General features: G+C 39.3%; 19 protein-coding genes. All 19 read right to left on the minus strand.

The features are described from left to right. Positions 1-85: 85 nt before the first annotated feature. Positions 86-1,138, minus strand: a complete 1,053-nt coding sequence (gene pseI / locus H7B67_RS00315) for a pseudaminic acid synthase (RefSeq protein WP_185117808.1) — start codon at positions 1,136-1,138, stop codon at positions 86-88. Positions 1,139-1,155: 17 nt separating this feature from the next. Next, positions 1,156-2,088: a class I SAM-dependent methyltransferase gene (locus tag H7B67_RS00320; RefSeq protein ID WP_185117809.1), complete on the minus strand. Its 933-nt coding sequence runs from the start codon at positions 2,086-2,088 to the stop codon at positions 1,156-1,158. Positions 2,089-2,146: 58 nt separating this feature from the next. Continuing rightward, on the minus strand, positions 2,147-3,079 hold the full coding sequence (locus H7B67_RS00325) for an ATP-grasp domain-containing protein (protein ID WP_185117810.1): 933 nt from the start codon (positions 3,077-3,079) through the stop codon (positions 2,147-2,149). A gap of 25 nt (positions 3,080-3,104) precedes the next feature. Then, positions 3,105-4,172 (minus strand): FkbM family methyltransferase, encoded by a 1,068-nt coding sequence (locus H7B67_RS31210; RefSeq protein WP_185117811.1) that lies wholly within the window; start codon positions 4,170-4,172, stop codon positions 3,105-3,107. 80 nt (positions 4,173-4,252) lie between these two features. Further along, on the minus strand, positions 4,253-5,275 hold the full coding sequence (locus H7B67_RS00335; RefSeq protein WP_185117812.1) for an NAD-dependent epimerase/dehydratase family protein: 1,023 nt from the start codon (positions 5,273-5,275) through the stop codon (positions 4,253-4,255). After that, positions 5,268-6,158 carry a glucose-1-phosphate thymidylyltransferase RfbA gene (gene rfbA / locus H7B67_RS00340; RefSeq protein ID WP_185117813.1) on the minus strand — a complete coding sequence of 297 codons (891 nt, stop codon included), beginning with the start codon at positions 6,156-6,158 and terminating at the stop codon, positions 5,268-5,270. Before rfbA ends, H7B67_RS00335 begins: the two co-directional genes overlap by 8 nt. Before the next feature lie 95 nt (positions 6,159-6,253). After that, on the minus strand, positions 6,254-7,441 hold the full coding sequence (locus H7B67_RS00345) for a glycosyltransferase (RefSeq protein ID WP_185117814.1): 1,188 nt from the start codon (positions 7,439-7,441) through the stop codon (positions 6,254-6,256). A 38-nt stretch (positions 7,442-7,479) separates the two neighbouring features. After that, a complete protein-coding gene (locus H7B67_RS00350) occupies positions 7,480-8,739 on the minus strand; it encodes a glycosyltransferase (RefSeq protein WP_185117815.1) in 1,260 nt (419 codons plus the stop codon). After that, positions 8,732-9,880 (minus strand): DegT/DnrJ/EryC1/StrS family aminotransferase, encoded by a 1,149-nt coding sequence (locus H7B67_RS00355; protein ID WP_185117816.1) that lies wholly within the window; start codon positions 9,878-9,880, stop codon positions 8,732-8,734. The genes H7B67_RS00350 and H7B67_RS00355 overlap by 8 nt, the downstream gene beginning before the upstream one ends. 19 nt (positions 9,881-9,899) lie before the next feature. After that, a complete protein-coding gene (locus tag H7B67_RS00360) occupies positions 9,900-11,180 on the minus strand; it encodes an ATP-grasp domain-containing protein (RefSeq protein WP_185117817.1) in 1,281 nt (426 codons plus the stop codon). A 32-nt stretch (positions 11,181-11,212) separates the two neighbouring features. Beyond that, the gene (locus H7B67_RS00365; RefSeq protein ID WP_221468628.1) at positions 11,213-12,064 is read right to left on the minus strand and encodes a class II fructose-bisphosphate aldolase; all 852 of its coding nucleotides are present in this window, start codon (positions 12,062-12,064) and stop codon (positions 11,213-11,215) included. Positions 12,065-12,077: 13 nt separating this feature from the next. Then, entirely contained in the window at positions 12,078-12,758 is a 681-nt protein-coding gene (locus H7B67_RS00370) for a CDP-alcohol phosphatidyltransferase family protein (protein ID WP_245363123.1), read from the minus strand. A 45-nt stretch (positions 12,759-12,803) separates the two neighbouring features. Beyond that, complete coding sequence (locus tag H7B67_RS00375; RefSeq protein WP_185117819.1) at positions 12,804-13,538, minus strand: phosphocholine cytidylyltransferase family protein; 735 nt, start codon at positions 13,536-13,538, stop codon at positions 12,804-12,806. Between the two features lie 13 nt (positions 13,539-13,551). Beyond that, positions 13,552-14,688, minus strand: a complete 1,137-nt coding sequence (locus tag H7B67_RS00380; RefSeq protein ID WP_185117820.1) for an iron-containing alcohol dehydrogenase — start codon at positions 14,686-14,688, stop codon at positions 13,552-13,554. Between the two features lie 12 nt (positions 14,689-14,700). Then, entirely contained in the window at positions 14,701-16,233 is a 1,533-nt protein-coding gene (locus tag H7B67_RS00385; RefSeq protein WP_185117821.1) for a xylulokinase, read from the minus strand. Between the two features lie 27 nt (positions 16,234-16,260). Next, a complete protein-coding gene (locus H7B67_RS00390; protein ID WP_185117822.1) occupies positions 16,261-17,547 on the minus strand; it encodes a sulfatase-like hydrolase/transferase in 1,287 nt (428 codons plus the stop codon). Positions 17,548-17,575: 28 nt separating this feature from the next. Further along, on the minus strand, positions 17,576-18,571 hold the full coding sequence (locus tag H7B67_RS00395; RefSeq protein WP_185117823.1) for an SDR family NAD(P)-dependent oxidoreductase: 996 nt from the start codon (positions 18,569-18,571) through the stop codon (positions 17,576-17,578). Between the two features lie 38 nt (positions 18,572-18,609). Next, positions 18,610-20,448, minus strand: a complete 1,839-nt coding sequence (locus H7B67_RS00400; RefSeq protein ID WP_185117824.1) for a motility associated factor glycosyltransferase family protein — start codon at positions 20,446-20,448, stop codon at positions 18,610-18,612. Positions 20,449-20,532: 84 nt separating this feature from the next. Continuing rightward, entirely contained in the window at positions 20,533-21,369 is an 837-nt protein-coding gene (locus H7B67_RS00405; RefSeq protein ID WP_185117825.1) for a beta-1,6-N-acetylglucosaminyltransferase, read from the minus strand. Between the last annotated feature and the right edge of the window lie 55 nt (positions 21,370-21,424).

The following is a 21,424-nucleotide window of genomic DNA, read 5'->3' on the forward strand; positions in this document are numbered from 1 at the left end:
AACTATTATAGCACTCTTAAAAAGGGAAATTTCCAAAACAAAAAAGCCTCCGCCATTAACGGAAGCTACAGTTCCCTAATCTTACTTATATTAAATCCCAATCCAACGCCGTCCCCATCTTAATATCCCGTTGCGCAATTCGGCCCAAAACCAAATCATAATATTTAGGCGCAAGGCCGGAACCTGGTCGGATAGCTCGAACATTATCGCTGCTAAACATCTCTCCCGCCTTCATATCCTTCACAACATATAGAGAACGACGATGCTTCATGGAAGGCTTCTCGTCTAGAGTAGGACCATACTGAATTTGTCCAAGACTCTGCCAAGCCCTCTCTGACTCTTCCACAAGGGCCTTCATCTCGTGCGGCTCCATCGAGAAAGCAGAATCCACACCGCCTTCGGCTCTCGATAATGTGAAGTGTTTTTCGATAACCGTTCCTCCAAGCGCCACACTGGCCACGCTGACTCCGATACCCATCGTATGATCCGAGATTCCGACTTGACAATTAAATAATTGGCTAAGATGCGGCATCGTGTGCAAATTTGAATTCAATGGCGAGGCTGGATATGTGCTCGTACATTTGAGCAGCACTAGATTCTCACAGCCAGCATCTCTGGCTGCACGCACCGTCTCGTCCAACTCGGCAATGGTCGCCATCCCCGTAGAGATAATTAAAGGCTTGCCGGTACTAGCCGCCTTGCGAATCAGAGGAAGATCCGTGTTCTCGAACGAAGCGATCTTGTACGCTGGAGCATCCAATGTCTCAAGGAAGTCAATCGCCGTTTCGTCGAATGGAGTACTGAATGGGATAATCCCTCGCTCCCGGCAACGGTTGAATATTGCTTCGTGCCATTCCCATGGCGTATAAGCCAGTTGATAAAGCTTATAAAGTGACGCCCCTTGCCACAGATTGGACGGGTCATCGATAAAGAAGTCGCCCTCGTCGATATCGAGCGTCATCGTATCCGCGGTATATGTTTGAAGCTTAAGGGCATCCACGCCCGCATCAGCAGCAGCATCAACAATCGCAAGCGCGCGTTCGAGTGATTGGTTGTGGTTGCCGGACATTTCGGCTATGACGAAGGGTTTTTGTCCAGGGCCGATCCATCGGCCGAAGACTTGGAAGGCTTGAAACATGGTTTTCTCTCCCACTTTTATCTTTTGACTGCAAACATAAAAATCGATCTTCCCATTTCAATTGCAGCAAGGGATTCATACAATTTGGCAAGTTTGTCCCAACGACCTGTCTTTATGAATGCATGTTGAAACTGCCGAACGAAAGGATTTACCATCTTCTTATCCACTTCGTTTGAATAATAGTTATGACCGCCAAGCAGAAAAAACTCCAAAGGGAAATTGGTGGTACGATATTTCTCTTCGAATCCGCACTTTCTCAATAATCCACTTAAGGTTGTAAAGGAGAAATAGTTTATATGATCCGGTCGTACGATCCAATGAAACTTTTCTTCATAATACTCTTGATACGCTAATTGTCCGACACTGAAATCATTAGGCACGCAAATTCGAAGTACACCTCCGGGAGCCATTGCCTCGTAGACTTGCCTTAGAAGTTCAGTAGGATCTGCAATATGTTCAAGAACAAATTGGATATTTACGAATGACAAGTTATCCAATCTAAGACTTCCTAACTCTTCTGCGAATTGTTGATGAACAGTAATTCCAAACTTTCGAAGATATTCCGCTGCATCTGAATTAGGTTCGATAACGCTAGTATTCCAATGGTGATTGATGTAATATTTACTTAAAAGATCATTGCCGCATCCGATATCAAGCATTTTCAACGGAGTTGACTTCTCGGCTGGTAATAATCGATTTACTCTTTGAAAGATCCCTTTGTATGAGCCGTTGCTCGATACCTCTTCTAATTTTTGGACTACAAAAGCTTCGTCAACATCTTCGTATTTAAATGGTTTTACTTCAGAATAATATTTACTACTATAATAACTATTCAGGTCTGACCTTGTTGGAATCGGATCCACATGAATAAATCCACAGGTTTTACAATCAATCACAAGAGTTCCTTCATTTTCCCAATACCGTACGTATTCATGTTTCACTCGGCTCATTGTAAATGGTCTCACGTCCTCGGGTAAACAACCTTCATTTGGTATCATTGATATTCAACTATGATCCTACAAAGATTGCCTCGTCATATCTTAACATCTTCAATCCTGCACGGTACGGATAAAGAGTATTAGGCTCTTGTCGATAATCAGCCTTAAGGAACTTCGCATAAGGAATTCCCGCTTCGATTGTAAGCGGAACTCCGCCACCAAATCTCGGATTAACCTCAATAAAATAGAATCTGCCCGTACCTTCTTCTTTAATGCCTTGAATCGTAGCAGGTCCAAACAGTTTAAGTTTGCTGAGCAACTCTAACGTTAGGCTAGTTACTTCCTCATCAATCACGGTTATAGACTTACTGACTTCGCCAGCTCTTACTTCTAGACGCAATCTCGGAACAACAGAAAGAACTTGGCCGTCTTCAGCTACAAACACATCGATGCTATATTCCTGACCATCAATGTACCTTTGGAAAATCGGATTGCTTACTTTATTCGAATAAAACCCTACTTCTTCATGAGTAGCAATAAAGACTTGTTTCCCACCCATACCTGTACACGGTTTTACAACCCATTTAGATAAAGAGTCAATATTCCTTTCATTATTCAACGTATCCGGAGTTAGTATTCCGTTTTCTTTAAAAAAACATGCTAAATTATACTTATTTAGGCATATACGCAGTGAATCCTCATTTGAAACAAAAACTAATGTCCCAGAATCGTTAAAGCGTTTCTTCAGTTTCGACAATTGAATCAACTCTGGCTCAAATAAAGGAACTAAAAACCCTATTTCACGCATAAGACATATTTCCATCAACCTATCGTAGTATCCTTCCTCATTATAGCGAGGAACTTCATGAATCATTTTTACAAGACCTTGCGCTGCACATTCATCAGCTCTCAAATCAGAACCTTCTAAATCCCACCCGTAACTTATAAAATGTCTGGCTAATTGCACTCTGCGGCCTATTGCCGTTAACAATAACTTCCCCATAATATAACCCCTGCGATGAAAAGTACTACCTTTTAGCTGGGATCGCGTACAATACGGTTTCCCAGGGGCCTCTATGATGATGGCCGAAATAATATGTATAACGATGTTCTTTAAACATCTCTTCAATAAGCAATGGCAGCTCGAAGATATCTTTAGGCTTGTGATACAAACATATTTGAAGTTTGGGTGCATGCTTCTTTATGGTTTGCTCAGCCCCTAAAATCGCAACAAGTTCACTTCCTTCAATGTCTAATTTGATGAGATCTATTCTCTTGATCTGAAATTCATCGACAATATTGTCTAAAGAGTTTATACGGATATCCTCTGTAACCTCAGAACTATTATTAACAATCCTGTAACCTGCTGGATTTTTAGGATTTCTTTTATTTAAATAAGCAAAATTTCTTTTATCCGCAAGTCCTTCACCTATAGGAGTAACAACTTGACCAAGTTGATTCTCCTTAATAAAGCTTGTTAATTTTTCGAAGGTATCCTTACAAGGTTCAAATGAGTATATTCTTAAATTTCCACTTTGCTTATCCATGAATTTCTTTACTGTATCTCCAATGAACGCACCTCCATCAATGACTGTTTCATGCTCTACAGGTTGAACATGAGGATGGAAGTATTGCTGATAAGGCGCTACAAATAAATCATCGGGGTTTCTAGTCAGCCTATATAGCATTACGCCTTCAAATGCAGATCTTGAATCGTCGTCTGACAACATGTTATATACCTGTTCTATAGGTTCTAAATTCGACACGACCGAATCATCATAACTAAAGATTAGCTTGTTGCGTACTTCCAAACTATTTAATTGTTCATTGATTTCCTTACTCCACTGACTACTAATTATCACCAAAGAATTTTTATAGTTAGTTTGTAACTCGTGTGGTGGAACAACCTTGATGTCATTTATTACTTGTCCCCATTTATCACTATTGTTATCACTAAATGCGACTACGTTTACTTCCTTTTCTACAAGAAAGGCCAATGTTCTTCTGCCGCTGGACCCACACCCGAATATAACGACATTTTGATTTCCACTTGCGACTTCTATAACCTTCTCCAACCATTGAATATGTTTAAACACGAATTGCCCTCCTAAACCAAACATAATATTAAGTTTCTGTAGATCTCTTTCTGCTAGAAGTACCCTATACAAGCATTACTTTATAAAATAATCCCTTTATAATCCAATCGGTTTATGATTTGATGCCACTTCATTAATTCTGTATACCAATTTAGAGTTATGGTTTCGGGTGTACGTTGAATACTCCCACTCTCCAATGCTTCATATATCTCCAATGCCCCTCTAGTTGCCGTCCATTGCGCCTTCCAACCAAGTACGCTCTCCACTTTATCGAATCCAACCCTATAGGATCGATGATCTGGATCGCCATACCATTCAATCGTTATTTCTTTAGGAATGGCTCGTACGATTTCTTCGGCTAAATCCCCTAATTTGTAGTTATTCTCATCGGAACCGACATTGAAAATTTCGCCATTAATTATATTAGAATCCGCTTCTATCAATAAACACATTAAATCAGTTGTATCTTGCACGTGAACCATCGGTCTCCACTGGTTTCCATCACGCATTAGTGGAATGACTCCTTTATCCCAAGCTCCATAGACCATGCCATTAATAGCGAGATCAAACCTCATTCTTGGAGAAACTCCATAGACCGTTGCTTGTCGAATAACTGTTACGACAAAATCATCGGAGGCAAGGGGCAAGATTCCCTGTTCTGCCTTTTCATTAGCCTTTGCGTATGTTGTGAGAGGATTAGTCTCCGAACTCTCGTCAACGATTTCATCCGCACCTCTAAATCCGTAAATGCTGCAGGAGGAAGGAAGAATATACCTCCCCACCCCGTATTTTTGGGCTTGTATGGCAGAGTTGACTCTAGAAATGTGATTTACTTGATAAGTCGCTTCTTGAAAGAGCTCACCGCTTGGATCATTTGAAATTGCCACTAAATCGATAACTGCATCAACAGCAGCAAAATGATTAGGATCTAACCAACGGGTATCGTCTTTAATAATCATTAGGTTCGGGTGCAATTGCAGCTTCTCTTCCCCAAAGAAAAAGCGATCAATTGCTTTCACTTTATAACCAAGGTCTAACAATTTTGGAACAAGAACACTTCCAATATATCCACCAGCACCTGTCACCATTATCGTTTTAGCCATTGTTCGCAGTCCTTTCATCTTTTGCAAGAATGATATCCTTCAAATATCTCCCATAATCGTTATTCAATTCTCGGGAATGTTTCATTAATGTTTGCTCATCTATATAGTTCATTCGGTAAGCAATTTCTTCAAGGCAAGCAATTTTTAACCCTTGTCTTTTTTCCATCATTTCAATAAAGTGTGCCGTTTGTATTAAAGAGTCATGAGTGCCCATGTCCATCCATGCGAATCCACGGCCCAACAACTCAAGATACAATTTATTCTGATTTAGATAAGCTACATTCACATCATGGATTTCATACTCTCCTCTAACTGAAGGACGAACGGATTTAGCGATCTCAATGACATTGTTGTCATAAAAGTAAAGCCCTGTAACAGCGTAATCGGACTTAGGATACAGGGGCTTCTCTTCTAAACTAATTACTTTCCTATCTTTATCGAACTCGACTACACCGAATCTGGAAGGATCATTAACTCGATAACCGAAGAGTGTAGCCCCTTCTGTTCGAGACTTAACTTGATGTAATAACTGTGGAAAACCCGTTCCATAATACAAGTTATCGCCTAAGATAAGAGCAACAGAATCTTTTCCGATAAAATGTTGGCCTATTAGAAAAGCTTGGGCAAGGCCGTCCGGAGAAGGTTGAACTGCATATGAAATATTTAATCCTAATGGGCTACCATCACCGAATAATTGTTGAAAAAAGTGTTGATCATACGGAGTCGAGATAATTAAAATATCTTTAATTCCCGCTAGCATCAATACTGATAGTGGATAATAAATCATAGGTTTATCATACACCGGAAGCAATTGCTTAGTGATAACCTTAGTTAAGGGAAATAATCGTGTCCCTTTGCCCCCCGCGAGAATTATGCCCTTCATTGCCATATCTCCTTTGTTATCGGCAACTGTATTTAAACTATTAATCCTACAATTTCTGTGATAATGTGTGTATGGTCGAAATCTCTCATATTAAATCATAAAATCTTCATTATAGCTTCCGAGTTCAACCCATCGAAGTAATGAACATTTTCGACAAAATCCATTTTCACCAACTGAGAAGAAATATCTTTATAGTACATACTACAGATAAAAACGCTAAGTTCGGTTTTATCTTCGGATAGAAGTGCAGAGGGTGCTAATATCGGTAGCTGCTGAAAATGATTCCCCTGGCGATTTGTGTCATTATCCACGCAGTAGGCTACTTGAATACCCAGTAATCCGCATAACTTAATGAAATTTACAGCAAATTGACCTGTTCCGAATATAACCACCTTCTTGTTATTTTTGCGATAACGTACTCGTTCAGGCATAAGATCGGCAAGGATTTCCTTGGCAGCTTGTTCATTGTTTACTTTAATCTTTTCAATAGCAAGTAGTATTCGATACCGAGAAATCGCATTATGGATATCTTCATGGTATGCACCTTCAAAATAATGATCAAATTGTTGTAGCATGAAGATCTTCTTATTCAAATGTAATTCCAGTTCATCATAATGCTTTAAAGACCAAATTCCTTGCGAATGAATTCGATAAACGCTCATTTCTTCATTTAAGAAACCAATAGGACCATGATGGGAATTAAGAATATGCAGAGGTCTGTCACCAATAGGCAATTCAAAATACCATTCCGGAAATTTGCGGAACAAGCCTGTTTTAAACATGACCGAGGAGGAAGGTATAAAGTAATCATTAAATAAGTCATGGATGGTTATTTGCTCAACTGTATTCGAAGATGGGGGCATAGCAGCAGTAAAACTCTTGCTCTCCTCGTTAAAAACCTTTGTTCGGTGATAAGACGACGACAATTCCGGATTTTGTTTCATAAAGTCGACTTGTTTTTGAAGCTTCTCCTTCGAACACCAATAGTCATCCCCGTCTAGTATGGCAGTATACATGCCTTGACAGCGCTCTATGATTTTCGAGAAATTCCGTTGAGCCCCTAAATTTATAGTATGATAGAAGGGCTTAATAATTTGCGGATAACTTTTATGCCACCTTTCAATGATCTCCGTAGTTCGATCGGTGGAACAATCATCCGCGATTATGAGCTCGAATGGGAAGTCCGTTTTCTGCGTGACTACACTCTCAATAGCTTGTTCAATGTACTTTAGATGGTTAAAGGTAACCATATATACACTTACGGTCGGGCCTAAGAGATTCATGTGAAATTCCTCTATGGTCTTTTAATTATTCGGATGTATTAATTTTGAACAAGCTTTAGGATTGGTATCTCAAGCTCCATGCTGACTAAGGTTTCTTTCCCAGTCTCCATTAGTTTCTCGTAATCAAAACCATTAATAAAATGCTTATCGATTTCAAGGCCCATTTCAACAAGTTGCTCGGATATGTCTTTGTAATACATGCTTGCAATGATTATGAGAGAATCATCAAGAGACCTACTATTAATTTCATCCGGACTTATTACAGATGCTCCTTCAAATGATTCTCCCCATTTCTTACTGTTATTATCCAAGAAGTATTCTACTTCTACATCTAAGCTTCTCAACATATTTAACACTCTTTTAGATGCTTCGCCTGTTCCAAACACGGCAATTGACTTCTTGGCGAACCGACTATGAATTGATACATTGCTCTTAAGTTTATTCATAATTTTTAAAAGTGATAGTTCTTTGCTAGAGTTTTCACCTAAATAATAACGATAAAAATTAATTAGACTCGTCATCCTACTAAAGATGCTTTGTTGGATTAGATGATCATACTTGTACTTCGTTTCTTGATTAAACTTTAAGTAGACCTCAATGTATTTCTCCGTATTGTAAATTTGTCGCTCTTTTTTGGTTGAAGACCAAATCCCTCCTGAATGTTCCCGATACGCAGCCATATTATACCCAATGTAACCAATATTTCCGTGGTGAGCCAATAAAAGATTCAATGGAGCATCACTCATTGGCAGATTCTCAAACCATTTCGGTATTTCTACTACCACATGGTTCCGAAACATAATCGAAGATGTTGGAATGAAATTCGAGAATATTAAGCTATTCACGGTTAATTTTTCTTTGCGATAGCGTTCTGTCGAATGTGTCTCATAAGGTTCAAACTCCCCTGTTTCTGAAAATACTGTCCTGGGATGCCAACAGATCGTACAATCCGAATTTTTCTCTAAAAAATCCACTTGTCTTTGTAATTTTAAAGAATGTGTCCAAAAATCATCACCATCAAGAATGGCAACATATTTACCAGAGCATAATTTTGTTATATTAGTGAAGTTTTTCTGCGCTCCGACATTCACTTTATTTATATTCGCTTTAATTTTATGAGGGTATTTCTCTGCATACTCTTGGATGATTCGTGCAGTTCCGTCAGTAGAGCAATCTTCGCAAATTACCAGCTCGTAATTGAAATCCGTCTCCTGTTCGAGGACACTCTCTATTGCCTCTCTTATAAACCTCTCATGGTTGTATGTAACCATAAAAACAGAAACCATAGGATTACCCATCTACGATTACCTTCCTTAATATGTGAGAAATGGATTCGGCACCATTATTCTCTAACAAACTCCCGTAAAAGGGAAGACATAAAACTTCTTTCGATGCTTGCTTTGCTACCGGTAGATTCGCTACCGCAGAAGAAGGCAAATCTCTATAACATTCAAAATCACTGCACAACGGGTAAAAATATCTTCTTGTGAAAACATTATAATTCTTGAATTTATGATATACTTCATCCCGAGTTCTTCCGCATCTCTCGGCATCAATTCTTATCGCAAAGTATTGATAGCTAGAATGTACACTCTCATCTGATGTATTTACTATCTCTACCCCATCGAGACGATCCACGACTTCCTTATAAATATCGAATACTTTCATTCTTTTTTTCTGCTCTTCCTCAACCATATCTAATACCAACAACCCTACCGCACTTTGGACCTCATTTAATTTTGCATTAAATCCCGCCATAACTACTTCTTCTTCGTTTTTTATTCCGAAATTTTTAATCAAGTTAAGCTTATCCATCAATTGTTCATCTTTATAGCATAAGGCTCCGCCCTCTATGGTATTGAACAACTTGGTGGCATGGAAGCTGAACATTGTCATATCACCAAAATTTCCAATTCCTATTCCATCTATCGTTGTCCCGAATGCGTGTGCAGCATCATAGATGACCTTTAAGTTATACTTATCTGCAATTTCTTGTATTTTCACGACGTCACATGGATTACCATAGACATGTACCCCCATTATCGCCGAGGTTCTCGGAGTAATCATTTCTTCAATTCTTGCTGGATTAATGGTTAGATCTACTGGATTAATATCGCAAAATACGGGAGTCAGATTGTTCCATACTAGGGAATGGGGCGTCGCTGCGAAAGTAAACGGAGTTGTTATAACTTCACCCTCTAAGTCCAATGCCCTTGACGCCGCCATCAGTGCTAATGTTCCATTGCTAAAAAGTGTAGTATTGGATACCTTCAAAAATTCTGTAATTCTTTCATTCAATAAACGATGTTGCGGCCCCATGTTGGCCACATACTTAGATGCCCATATCTCGGATAACTTCTCATGAAGTTGATTCAAATCAGGAAGTACCGGCTCAAATACATATACCGGCTTTTCAAACTTTGTTATTGATAGTTGCATTGTTCCAGCTCCATTCTAGTTAGTTTCTCCACTCTAGCAATGATTCAATTGCGCTCACTTCAAACACCGGAATCTTTAGCTCGTAAGAAACTTGCTTCCTTTCAGAGAATGCATCATCTATAAAGATTGCAGGAAATCGAGTAATATGATCGCATTTGCGATCTTCGCTTTTCAACCAAATAACGGTATTGAACAAATGGTCTATTTTAAACTTTCTAAGCGAATCGTAAATATCCCCACGGTGTTTTGAAATTAAATGAATTTGTTTCCCCTTGTTCATGCATTGGTAAATAAAAGCAATCGCTAAAGAATTTACTTTGTTATCGATAATTATTGTATCGTCCAAATCTATGTAAACGTGTTGATATTCTACACCCAATTCATATCGATTGAACAAGGAACGGTCAAGTCTGATCTCAAATTTTTGATTTATGATTTCTATCGGAAACTTTAGTTGATTGAATAAACTAAGCAGAGGGATATTTACTCCTTGATTTCTATAAAGCCCCATTCCGCCAGCTATTCTCGGGGCTATCTCCATTAACACAAGTTCCCCATTACTACGTTCTTTAACTTGAAAGAACCACGCTCCATTTAGCGATAGCTTGGAATTAATGGTTTCTGCAATTTCAATAAATCTCAATTGTTCGACCGGGAAAGTCTCTACGCTAATTCCGTTTGAAATTCTATTTCTAACACGGGCTCCGACAAATTTTAATTCCCCCGTATGATCCGAGAAGCAGTCTATTGTATATTCTGGGCCGGGGAGATACTCCAGAATAAGAAGATCCGATTGTTGATTATAATAAAAATCCAGTTCTGCTCGGGTGTTAACCTTTTGCGTTCCTTTTGATCCTTGCCCGACGTCCGGTTTAAGGAACAATGGAAACTTGAGATCCGGATTATCTATAGAGAATTCAAGAGGTACATTTACGATCCCTTTGAAATACTTATAGGTTTCCCCTTTAGAACGACATATTCTACAAGATTCATAGGGAGATGTAATGACTTTGGCATTGATTTTAGCCTGATGTTGTGCCATAAATACCACAACACTATCATGCGCTGGGTAGATAAAATCGATTTCATTCTGATCAATAATTTCATTAATACTATCAATAAAATTAGGATCATTTATAAAAGGAACGTCCTCAATATAATTCTCAAATACAAACTTGCCGTGGTTGGAAGATACGCTTGAAGCTCCAAACATTCGAACATGAATGGAATGGCTCAACGCTCTATTGATCTCAAGTGCGATTTCTGAACCGCAAGGAAATATTAGTACATTTTTTTTCAAGATTCCCCTCCCCTTCTCGCGCGCATTTTGAGTTAGTATTTCCCATCACAACCGCACATTCGAATACTCTCTTTTACTTTTGACTTTAATGCTTCTCTCGCAGGTACCAAATAACGACGAGGGTCGTTCTCTGCTTCATATTGGCGGAAATAATTCCTTAGTGCTTCCGAGTATACATTTCTGATTTCCGTGGCTATATTCATTTTGCTCATTCCTAGAGAAATCGCACGTTTAACTTGAGCTTCTGGAATACCCGAACCGCCGTGCAGGACTAGAGGAATTGATACCATGCTTGCAATTCTTTCTATTCGTTCAAAGTCAATATTCGGTTCTTGTTTATATATTCCATGTGCCGTTCCAACAGCGGGGGCTAATGAGTCTACCCTAGTTGCTTCTACAAATTCTAAGCACTCATCCGGGTCGGCCAATCTCATTTCTTTCTCGCTAACGATTATATTGTCTTCAGTTCCGACAATTTTACCCAATTCTGCTTCTACATGTACTTTGTATTTTTGGGCGAAATTAACTACCTGCTTGGTTCGAGAAATATTCTCCTCCAATGAGAAATGGGAAGCATCTATCATCACCGAAGTATAACCTGCACGGATACAATCAGATATGATTGTAAAATCACTACAATGATCAAGGTGCAGGGCAATCGGTAGCTCGTTTACCTCTGCTGCAGCACGAACATGGGCAACAATGTAGTTTGCCCCTAATTGTTTTACCGTTCCCACTGATGTTTGAATAATGACAGGCGCTCTTAACTCTTGAGCTGCCTCAATTACCCCTTGTAGCATTTCGAAAGTGTAGACATTGAAGGCTGAAATACAATAGTTTTGCGCCTTTGCTTTTTGTAGCATTTCTGTGGATGACAAGAGCATCACAAAGTCCCTCCTACTGAAGCCCTATGGCTCTGGACTTCAAACATTCCCAAACCCTGTAAATCCAATCGATATTTTTTCCAACAATAACTACGTAAATCAAAATTTCGATATTATTAATCAAAGCAAATATTGATATTAGAATATAGATTAAAAAAATATCAAACGCAGGAATAATGCCTTTAGACATAACCCACTTCTTCCAAGGCGAACGAACTATTGCATGAGTGCGCAAGAAGGGAAGAATAAAGAAATGTACAATGAATATATCCAAGTATATTGTTCCAACAAATACGACTTTTAAAAGACTATGAACATCTGCCACATAAGCAAGAGAAACGAACAATAAAAGACGAACTACTTGATCGACGAGTTTATCTAATTTAGCTCCGAGAGGAGTACACTTATTTGTTAAACGCGCTAAATTTCCATCAACGCAATCTAATATATAGTGAAGTTGCAACAAAACAGCACCTAGAGCAAGCTCATTCACGCCAAAACAAAGCGAGGCTGTAACCCCTAGAATACCGGCAACGATAGTAACAAAATTGGGAGAAAGCTTAAGGTCATAAGCAATCTTAGTAAAGAACGGATCAATAAGATGAGCATAATACCGGTTGGCAATATACTCGTGAGGCCTTCTCTGTTGCACAATATACTTGCTTCGAAATCTTCGATACTGATCAACTAACATCAGCGACCCTCACACTCTTTCTAAGATCGGGAATCTGTCAATCTGTTATTCGAACAACTGACTCAATGAACTTTGTTTAAAGGACTGTACAGCCTTATTATAATCTTCGACGAAATCGATCTCGTTCCAATATTCGCCCGTAATATCGGCTATAGCAAACAATTCTTTCTGCTCGTTGATTAAATCTTGAAGCGCCACTTCAAAGAAAGCCTTAAGATTTTGGTCCTGCATTTGCTTCCTTGTTGCTTCCTTTAGTACGGGCAATGCTCGGTTACTGATCTTGGCAACCCCGATAAACTCGCCCAACGCTTCTTCTGCAGTCATCGTTTTGTTAATAAAATTAATTTTGCCATTTTGGTCAAGGGATACCTTCATTTCCTCTTCGCCGCATCGCTTAATGTCTACTGGCAAAATAATATCCCCTTTGGTTTCTTGAATACGATTAATGATCGAAAGGTCAAAGATGGTATCAGCATGCGAATAAAAGAAATCGCCTTTCAAATATTCCATCCCCATCCAGAACGAAGCTAATACATTAGAGAACTCATAGAACGGATTATAAACAGTTTTGATATATGGAATATCTTTAACGTGACTTTCGATAAGATCGCTTCTATAACCGGTTACAATGATGACTTCTTCGATCTCTAGTCTTTTGTAAATAGCTAGTTGGTAATCAAGCAGCTTGTGTCCGTTAATCTCAACAAACGACTTGGGCCGGTTCACATTCATCGGAGCAAGTCTCGATCCCTTGCCAGCCGCCATGATGATAGCCTGCATTCTTTAGCTCTCCTTATAATGATTTTCGATATATCAGTTCAGCAATATCCTTGATACCGCCAATTGGATCATTTGTTAAGGAACCTCTTAATTTACCGAGCATAACGGGGATATCTTTCTCGTAGATCCCCAAATCCTTCAGTCTAAGGTCAAGTCTTAAATCCGACATAAATTGAATAATATATTTATATAATTGCTCTTCGGCCAATGTATCATCATCATCAAAGTTAAGCTGCAAAGCTAATTCTCTTAGCCCCGCTCTATCGTAGTACAGATATAGTTCTAACCAGGCTGGATATAGGGCCGCTAACCCTCTTGGGTGACTCGTATCTGTAAGCGCACCTATCGGATATTGCAAACGATGAGGCAAGCAGGTTGATGAATTAGCCAGATTGATGCCCATAATAAGACTCGCGTAAGATAGTTCTCTCCTTGCTGCTTGATTTGAAAGATCGATCGCTAACAGAGGTAAATAATGAAATACTTTCTTACAAGCTTGTATAGACTGGAACTTTGTTAACTGGGAGGATTTGCGAGATAAAAAAGTTTCAATAGCATGAGTCATTATGTCAAATCCTGTTTCAATCGTTAACTGAAGCGGAGCTGTATAGGTTAACTCCGGATCCACAATCGCTATATCCGCAAGTAAAACTTCGCCTCTTAGCCCATCTTTTACACCACTTTTCTCATCGGTCACGATGGCTCCCATGCTTAACTCCGAGCCTGTTCCAGCTGTTGTAGGAATCTGAATTAACCCTAACCTTCGTTGAGTTAAATCTTTAGCTCCGTTTAATACTTCTTCCGTGAATCCATTTACGTAATACATCGCTGCTGTAGCTTTAGCAGCATCTAATACACTGCCTCCGCCCAAGCCAATTAGGATTTCAACTTCGTTTTCTTTTGCTACTCTTACTGCCGTATCAATTTCACTTACTTTGGGGTTAGGACTAATATTATTAAACACGAAACACTTAATTCGATGGGCCTCCAATTCTTTTAATATTTTTGTTAGATGGCCGAATCGAATAGCAGATTGTTTTCCGGTCAATATTAGTACTTTCTTATTTTCCGGAATAATTCTCTTTAAGTGACGAATACTCTTCTCTCCAAAAATTATTTCCGTATTTACATAAAGGCGAGACCCTCCCATTTCGTACATCCCCTATAAGTTTTCAATTTTTTCTTGCCGTTCCGAATAGATCCTCTTAACGGTCGTAATCCGCTTATTGAATAAAGACTTCAGAGATAAATAACTCTCCTTAAACAACTCGAACATTTCATTGTAAATTTGCTGATTTTTGTAGTTGGGCATAATAATCATACGTTCTCTAACGCAAGCAGCCGCTCCATCAAAAATCGAAGAGTACTGTTTCGTTCCAAACCCAACCAATATAGCCGCACCTAATGCCGTTGTCTCAAATTCATCCACCACTATGACTTCCATATTTGTTACATCTGCTTTGATCTGTGAGATCAGGTTCACTCTAGCCAGACCTCCGGATAATCTTATTCTTTTCACGGACATATCAAACTCTTGCATTACTTCGATAATCTGTCGAATGACATAACCCGTGCTATCAAAGACTGCTCGCGCCATATCCCTTCTCATATGAGTTCTTTCAATCCCAAAAAATACTCCTCGTGCGTCCGTATCCCATAAAGGCACTCTTTCTCCCATTAAGTAAGGCAAAAAAACGAGGCCATGAGCCCCTTCAACACTTTGTCTTGCTTCCATCTCCATAACTTCATATGGATACGTCTCATTGCTATAGTAACATTGTTTAACCCACTCAATCAGGCCGCCACCCAAGTTGTTAGATCCCCCCACAATATTCAATCCGATTGATTGAAATGGGGTTGCCAACAACCGGTTTTTTGGATCTTTAATATCTTTTCGTGTAAATGCTCTTAAAGATGTGACCGTGCCCGATACATCACAAACTTCACTTTCGTCTTTTGGGCCACTTCCTATAAAGGCACATATTGCATCATATGAGCTAACTACTACACTCACATCTTCGGCGAAGCCAAACACCGTTTTCATCTCGGTTGTTAAATCACCAATAACCTGCCCTGCGGGCACCACATCCGGCAGGGAACTTAAAGGTATCTCCAGTTTGTGTAACAGTTTTACCGGGTATTGTTTACGATGTATATCATAATGATATTTCTGGGCATTAAACTCATCCGTTACATATTCTTTTGTAAGCATCCCTATAAAAAAATCGTTAGGTGATAAGAACTTATAAGTTCTCTCATAAATCTCTGGTTTGTTATTTTTTATCCATAATATCTTAGGTAACATTAAGTACGGGTCGCAAGCTAGACCGACATTCTGATAGGTTTCTTGAAATTCTGCCAATCCGGAAATATTATCGCTTTCGAACTGTGCTCTTGTATCCGAGACCATGATGGCATCACATAGCGGTTCCCCTGTAGGTGATATGGGAAGCAAACAAGAGGATGAGCTAGTAACTGTAAAATGCCTGACACGTTTTCTAACGTTGGCATCTTCAATTGTCGCTTTAATAACCTGAAGTGCTTTTCTCCACCACTCTTTTCCATCCTGAGTCACATAATTGCCTCTAATTTTTGTCTCAATGGGAAGGCTTGAAGAAGCTAACTTATTTCCCTGCTCATCAAAAATAATACTCCTAATGCTTTTCAGCCCCATGTTTAGCACTAATGTCCCCATGCGAACTCACCTCACTGCTGTATGACATTACCAAATGTATTTTCTCTCACGGATAGAAAGAAAGGCTGCTAAATTGAATAAATTCTTTTCTGTACTAGCGATGAGGTCATTTCGAATGCTAACTCGTTTAATAAGTTCTTCCCTTAGCCTGTAATAATTTTCAATTATATGAGCGATCTGATCCGGTTGCATTATTCTTTTAAAATGCGCATGATCGGCCCCTCTATTGTTGAAGGTAATTTCGCCGTTGCAATCAATATCAAAGAAATTAAGCAAGTTACTATGATTGGTCGAATCTATTTGGTATGCGTACATTTCCATTCCACAGTTGCTAACAATCAGATGGTAATGATTGTTGGTTATAGAGAAGGACTTTCTTAATCCTACAGGACCGGCATCCAGTATGGAGCTATCTCTTTGATTGCTTAATAGATTTCTAGAGAATACATGCCGATTCCGAACCTGATTAATATCGACTCCCGAGTAAAAAAATACCGATTCATCAGTTATGTCCAATAAACTCAGGATGGTCTGCCTTAAATCAATCAGACTAACCAAATCTGAATTCATGGACGGCTCACAATCTGCATTATAAATAAAAGCAGGGGTTTTAATAATGTTTGTATAGGGTTCAATCGCATGACAAAACCCCTTATTTAAATCATGTGTCCATAACTCATCGCCGTGATCCCCAAATCCTACGATAATTGTGTTCTTCATCAGATCATACTTCTCTAGAATTTCAATAACACATCTGACAGTCTCATCAACAGAACGGTACCCTAAGCTTCTTCTTTCAAAGAAATTCTTCCCTTGATTTTTATAAGCGTCGCTATAACCCAGGTGGCTAAGAATATCCCATATATATATTGCGAATGGTTTGTTGTTTTCTACAGCTATAAAGTCTTCAATATCTAAAATGAAATGCTCGAACGAGGGAGCCCATTTAAATTCGTCTCCATTGCTGCTCCACATATCATACTTTTTAATATCATCTCTCCAAATTTTAGGATAGCCGATCCCCATTGTCCTATAAAACTTGTTATTTAATAGGTCAAATAAATTTTCTTGATAATTTGTTGGTTTCAACAGCTCATCGAAAGAAATTGAATTATCAATTTCAAAGTCATTTCCATGCAAGAAATCAGTTAACGCCATTAAAGAAGAGGTGGCCGTAGAGAAAAAGTTCTCGTATACTATCGATTTCGACATAACCTCCACTAAAAAAGACAAATTAGCCCTCTCTTGTTGAAATATTTCATTCGATAAGCTCTCTAAGTGCAATACAATTAAATTTTTTCTATTATCACTCATGCAATATTCCTCTCCCCCAACTTTCCAGCTACACAAGCTGTTCCTCTAAGAGCCACTTTCGAAGAGTTTCTTTATGAATTGGCGTCCTTTCAAATGTATGATCGGAAATATCCATCTCTTGCCCCATTCTTTCTGCAAATTTATTGTTAGAAGGTAAAATAAACATCTCTTCGGTTTCAATCACTCTCAGTTTCTCCTCGTCTGTCATTAATTCCTCAAAATTCTTTTCTCCTCGTCGAATACCAATAGTCTCAATTAATATAGACTCCTGGATTTTGTATCTTTTTCTCACTTCCTCAATTAGAACTTCTGCCAAATCGCCTAATTTAATTACTGGCATTTTAAGAACAAAAACCTCTCCCCCCATTGCTTGGGAATGGGCTTTGACAATTAGTTCGATCGCCTGGTTAGGAGTCATCATATATCGAACCATCTCTGGATTCGTAACCGTTATCTTACGGTCATTAATAATTTGTTTAATAAATAAGGGTATGACTGACCCTCTCGACCCCATAACATTTCCGAATCTAACCGAAGTAAATACGGTCCTTTTGGAACCCATTTGATTACCTGCCGTTGATATTAACCGCTCGGCCGTTAATTTTGTTGCTCCATACGTATTGGTTGGGGAGATTGCCTTATCTGTGCTCGTAAACAGAACTTTGCTTATATTATTTTGGATCGCTGCTTGGATCACATTTTGTGTACCGACTATATTTGTCTGAACGGCTTCGAATGGATTGTACTCGCATGCGGGCACTTGTTTCATAGCTGCAAGGTGAAAGACATAGTCAATGTCCTCCATTGCCCTTGAAAGGCGATTAACATCTCTAATATCACCAATAAGATATCGAATATTTTTATAACCATTAAAAATTTGCTGCATCTCAAATTGCTTATATTCATCGCGGCTAAATACACGAATCACCGCAGGCTGGTCTTGCAGCAAGCGGCGAATTAAATGTTGTCCAATCGTTCCGGTCCCCCCGGTGACGAGAATTTTTTTGTTTTTATAGGAGCTCATTGTGGAGTCCCTCTCTTTAATAACAATTTGATTAGTAATTATGATCTCAGACGACAAAGCGCCTCCGCTGCCATTTCCTGCAACTTCGGAGTGACCTCCAGCATCTCGTTTACGATCTTCCCGACATAAGTCTCGAACATTCGCGATTTACCAATGAGAGTTGTCTCGTTAACAATTAAAGAGAGATGGCTGTCGAAATAATGCAACTCATTCGGGAGAATTGATTCATACAAAGCCTTGAAACTATCTCGATTTACGACAGAGGACCATTTATCCTCAATTGCCTCCAATGCTCTGGCACATTTATCAGGGTTCGTCCGGCTCCATTCAGCGAGCTTCGTGATAAGTTTCCTAATTCCAATTAATTCTTGGTGATAGGAAGCAAGGTCTGCAGGCATACCTTCAACTCTTTTGTTGATGCTTGCGACTCGTTCTTGACCATATCCTTCTGCCATAAAATTAAAATCAAAACTAATAAAAGCTGGTAAACGAGACGTCTCCCGTATGTATTCTTCTATGGGCATCTGCTCTGCCCCATTAATTCGGGCGCCTACGGAAGAGGTATTAATGAAACGAGTATTCGGATAAAGGGATATGATCTCAACAGTATTCCTTAAAAGCACCGCGTACGACGCGGTCGTTCGATTGTGAGTACCACAAACGTTCTCTACCAGTACATCAGCTTTAGAAACCACCCACTTCTGCCCCTGCTCACCGAAATGAGTAACACCAGGAGCATAATGAACTTCTCCGGGGAAGGAGAAATCTTGACCAGCAAATACAACCTCTTGGCACCCCATATATACTGCCGCTTGAATGGCTAGCCCCGTAACGGAGGCGCTAGAGCGGAGTACCGGATCCTCTTCCGATATCTCCATGTAATGCTTGCTTACCAAATCGGATGTGTCATAATAATGAATCAGGCCGCCTCTCATGACGTCCGTCACCCGGTAATTTGTAGTCGGGGAGTAGAGCATAGGAACCGTTCGCGATTCTGAATCTGTGAATACCTTCTCTACGATCGCGCCGCCGTCTGCCATGACTACGATATGAGGCTTAATACCATGATGAAGCAGCGGTTGAATACTTGTACCCGCAGCGATTATGAGACATTGATCATGAAGTGTCTTAATGCCTTCTACGGCTTCCGTCAGCGAAGGACCTGATCCGACAATCACAGCAGGAACTCCCATGAACCGATCTTTTAATACTCGCAGGGGTACAGAAGATAAATTAGTCGCTAGATGGTTAAGACGATTTTGCAGCCATTGTTCCTTGTATCTATTTCTAGTACTGTAGTTGACTTTAAACTCGGAAACGAATGTTGGAAATTCCTCTCGAAGAGTAGAGATCTCCTCTTCATTCGTTCTTGCATAATATGGGATATATAAGAAAGCACAGGCCCCCTGTGCATGCGTACAAATAGGATAGATGAGCTGACGTTTCGCTTCGGCGGTCAACCCTACGGATAGTGCCTTTAGATTCGGATGGCACAGAATATCCGCCATATTCTCGGTTGCCAATGAGATGCGGAACAATTCCGCATCTGGCTCATATAAGTAAAACCATTTGGAAGGGAAATAGGTTAAAAGAAGCTGTAAATGGTGCCCCATACCAAGACCGTATAGCAGCACATGTTCATGCTCGGAAATCGAAGAAGCAATAGCTTGCAGCCAACTTGCCGTTTCCATTCCAGTATGTTGAGGATCGTACAAAAAATCATTAACATCAGAATCAAGTTTAATCTCTATATTAGTCAGGCCATCTTCCGATAGGAATGCTCGATACTTATCCGATAAGGATATCTGTTTAACTACGGAATAAGCAAAGGGGAACTTATCATTTAAATGTTTTAGATTCGATTCAAATATCGTCATAAAATGCCCATCCTATTCGGTCAAATGCTATATTCTTTATATCGGTACATTAGGCCATATTTATAAAAGGTAATTTTTCACTACTCATCTTAATAGCGCGTTTTCAATAAAATCGATAACATTTGAATCTATTTCGTCGTCAAATTTCCTTGCAAATAACGCGTCTCCATTGAATAAATATCCAATGTCATCCATTATAAGAGTAGTAGCATGCCTAAGTATGTTTTCTGTAGACTCCATACGAATAAACCGCATGTTCTTCTTCAGAACGGTAGCAGCGAACGGGCTATTCATGATTAAGGTAATAAAAAAATACTCATCCGGCAAAAAAGTATAACGGTAGTAATCCTGCATCTCAAATGATAAGTATGAAGTAGTAGCATACTCCGCGAATGCACGAGAAATAATTCTCCACTGAGAACTGTTGTATTGGACGATATGAGAGGAAAAATATTGTTCGAACGGCTTCCTATGTCCAATTCTTTGAAAGCCATCAATATCTTCAATGCAATATCTGTTTTGTAAATTTACAACTTTCTCTGGATCCACTTTATCAAATAAAAAGTAATTGTTTTGGTGCCCTGATAAAAATTTACTTACCACGGTTTGCGAAGCAAGTGGAAAATCTTGACCACTTAAATTGATATAATGGTTCCAATCCCCGCTCCAGCTCAATAAGTATCGAATTGCATCTAATTCTACTTGTACCAATGACCAACCGCCCCAACTTAAAGCTCGAGAAGGAAGTATTCTAATATTTTCATTGGACTCAGCTAAATGATTAACGAGTTCAATTAGAACCTCGTCAGCCTTCGAATCCGCATGAATAAGGTATAGATTGTCTTGAGAATATATAGCATTCATTAGTCGTAGCAACATCGTAGGTTTATGATGAGCCATAATAAAGTAAGCAATAGACATCTAAGCCTGTCCTCCTGGAATGCAAAAGAGGCCGCCATACAGCGACCTCTCGATT

It is taken from the genome of Cohnella thailandensis, assembly GCF_014212135.1.
Lineage (GTDB): Bacteria > Bacillota > Bacilli > Paenibacillales > Paenibacillaceae > Cohnella > Cohnella thailandensis.

Excerpts from the sequence above, each read along its gene's own strand:
- H7B67_RS00380 (WP_185117820.1), bottom strand. The coding sequence starts at position 14,688 with ATGGGAGGGTCTCGCCTTTATGTAAATACGGAAATAATTTTTGGAGAG.
- H7B67_RS00355 (WP_185117816.1), bottom strand. The coding sequence starts at position 9,880 with ATGCAACTATCAATAACAAAGTTTGAAAAGCCGGTATATGTATTTGAG.
- H7B67_RS00325 (WP_185117810.1), bottom strand. The coding sequence starts at position 3,079 with ATGGGGAAGTTATTGTTAACGGCAATAGGCCGCAGAGTGCAATTAGCC.
- H7B67_RS00405 (WP_185117825.1), bottom strand. The coding sequence starts at position 21,369 with ATGTCTATTGCTTACTTTATTATGGCTCATCATAAACCTACGATGTTG.
- H7B67_RS00395 (WP_185117823.1), bottom strand. The coding sequence starts at position 18,571 with ATGAGCTCCTATAAAAACAAAAAAATTCTCGTCACCGGGGGGACCGGA.
- H7B67_RS00390 (WP_185117822.1), bottom strand. The coding sequence starts at position 17,547 with ATGAGTGATAATAGAAAAAATTTAATTGTATTGCACTTAGAGAGCTTA.
- H7B67_RS00350 (WP_185117815.1), bottom strand. The coding sequence starts at position 8,739 with ATGGGTAATCCTATGGTTTCTGTTTTTATGGTTACATACAACCATGAG.
- pseI (WP_185117808.1), bottom strand. The coding sequence starts at position 1,138 with ATGTTTCAAGCCTTCCAAGTCTTCGGCCGATGGATCGGCCCTGGACAA.
- H7B67_RS00385 (WP_185117821.1), bottom strand. The coding sequence starts at position 16,233 with ATGGGGACATTAGTGCTAAACATGGGGCTGAAAAGCATTAGGAGTATT.
- H7B67_RS00375 (WP_185117819.1), bottom strand. The coding sequence starts at position 13,538 with ATGCAGGCTATCATCATGGCGGCTGGCAAGGGATCGAGACTTGCTCCG.
- H7B67_RS00335 (WP_185117812.1), bottom strand. The coding sequence starts at position 5,275 with ATGGCTAAAACGATAATGGTGACAGGTGCTGGTGGATATATTGGAAGT.
- H7B67_RS00345 (WP_185117814.1), bottom strand. The coding sequence starts at position 7,441 with ATGAATCTCTTAGGCCCGACCGTAAGTGTATATATGGTTACCTTTAAC.
- H7B67_RS00365 (WP_221468628.1), bottom strand. The coding sequence starts at position 12,064 with ATGCTCTTGTCATCCACAGAAATGCTACAAAAAGCAAAGGCGCAAAAC.
- H7B67_RS00370 (WP_245363123.1), bottom strand. The coding sequence starts at position 12,758 with ATGTTAGTTGATCAGTATCGAAGATTTCGAAGCAAGTATATTGTGCAA.
- H7B67_RS00400 (WP_185117824.1), bottom strand. The coding sequence starts at position 20,448 with ATGACGATATTTGAATCGAATCTAAAACATTTAAATGATAAGTTCCCC.
- rfbA (WP_185117813.1), bottom strand. The coding sequence starts at position 6,158 with ATGAAGGGCATAATTCTCGCGGGGGGCAAAGGGACACGATTATTTCCC.
- H7B67_RS00320 (WP_185117809.1), bottom strand. The coding sequence starts at position 2,088 with ATGAGCCGAGTGAAACATGAATACGTACGGTATTGGGAAAATGAAGGA.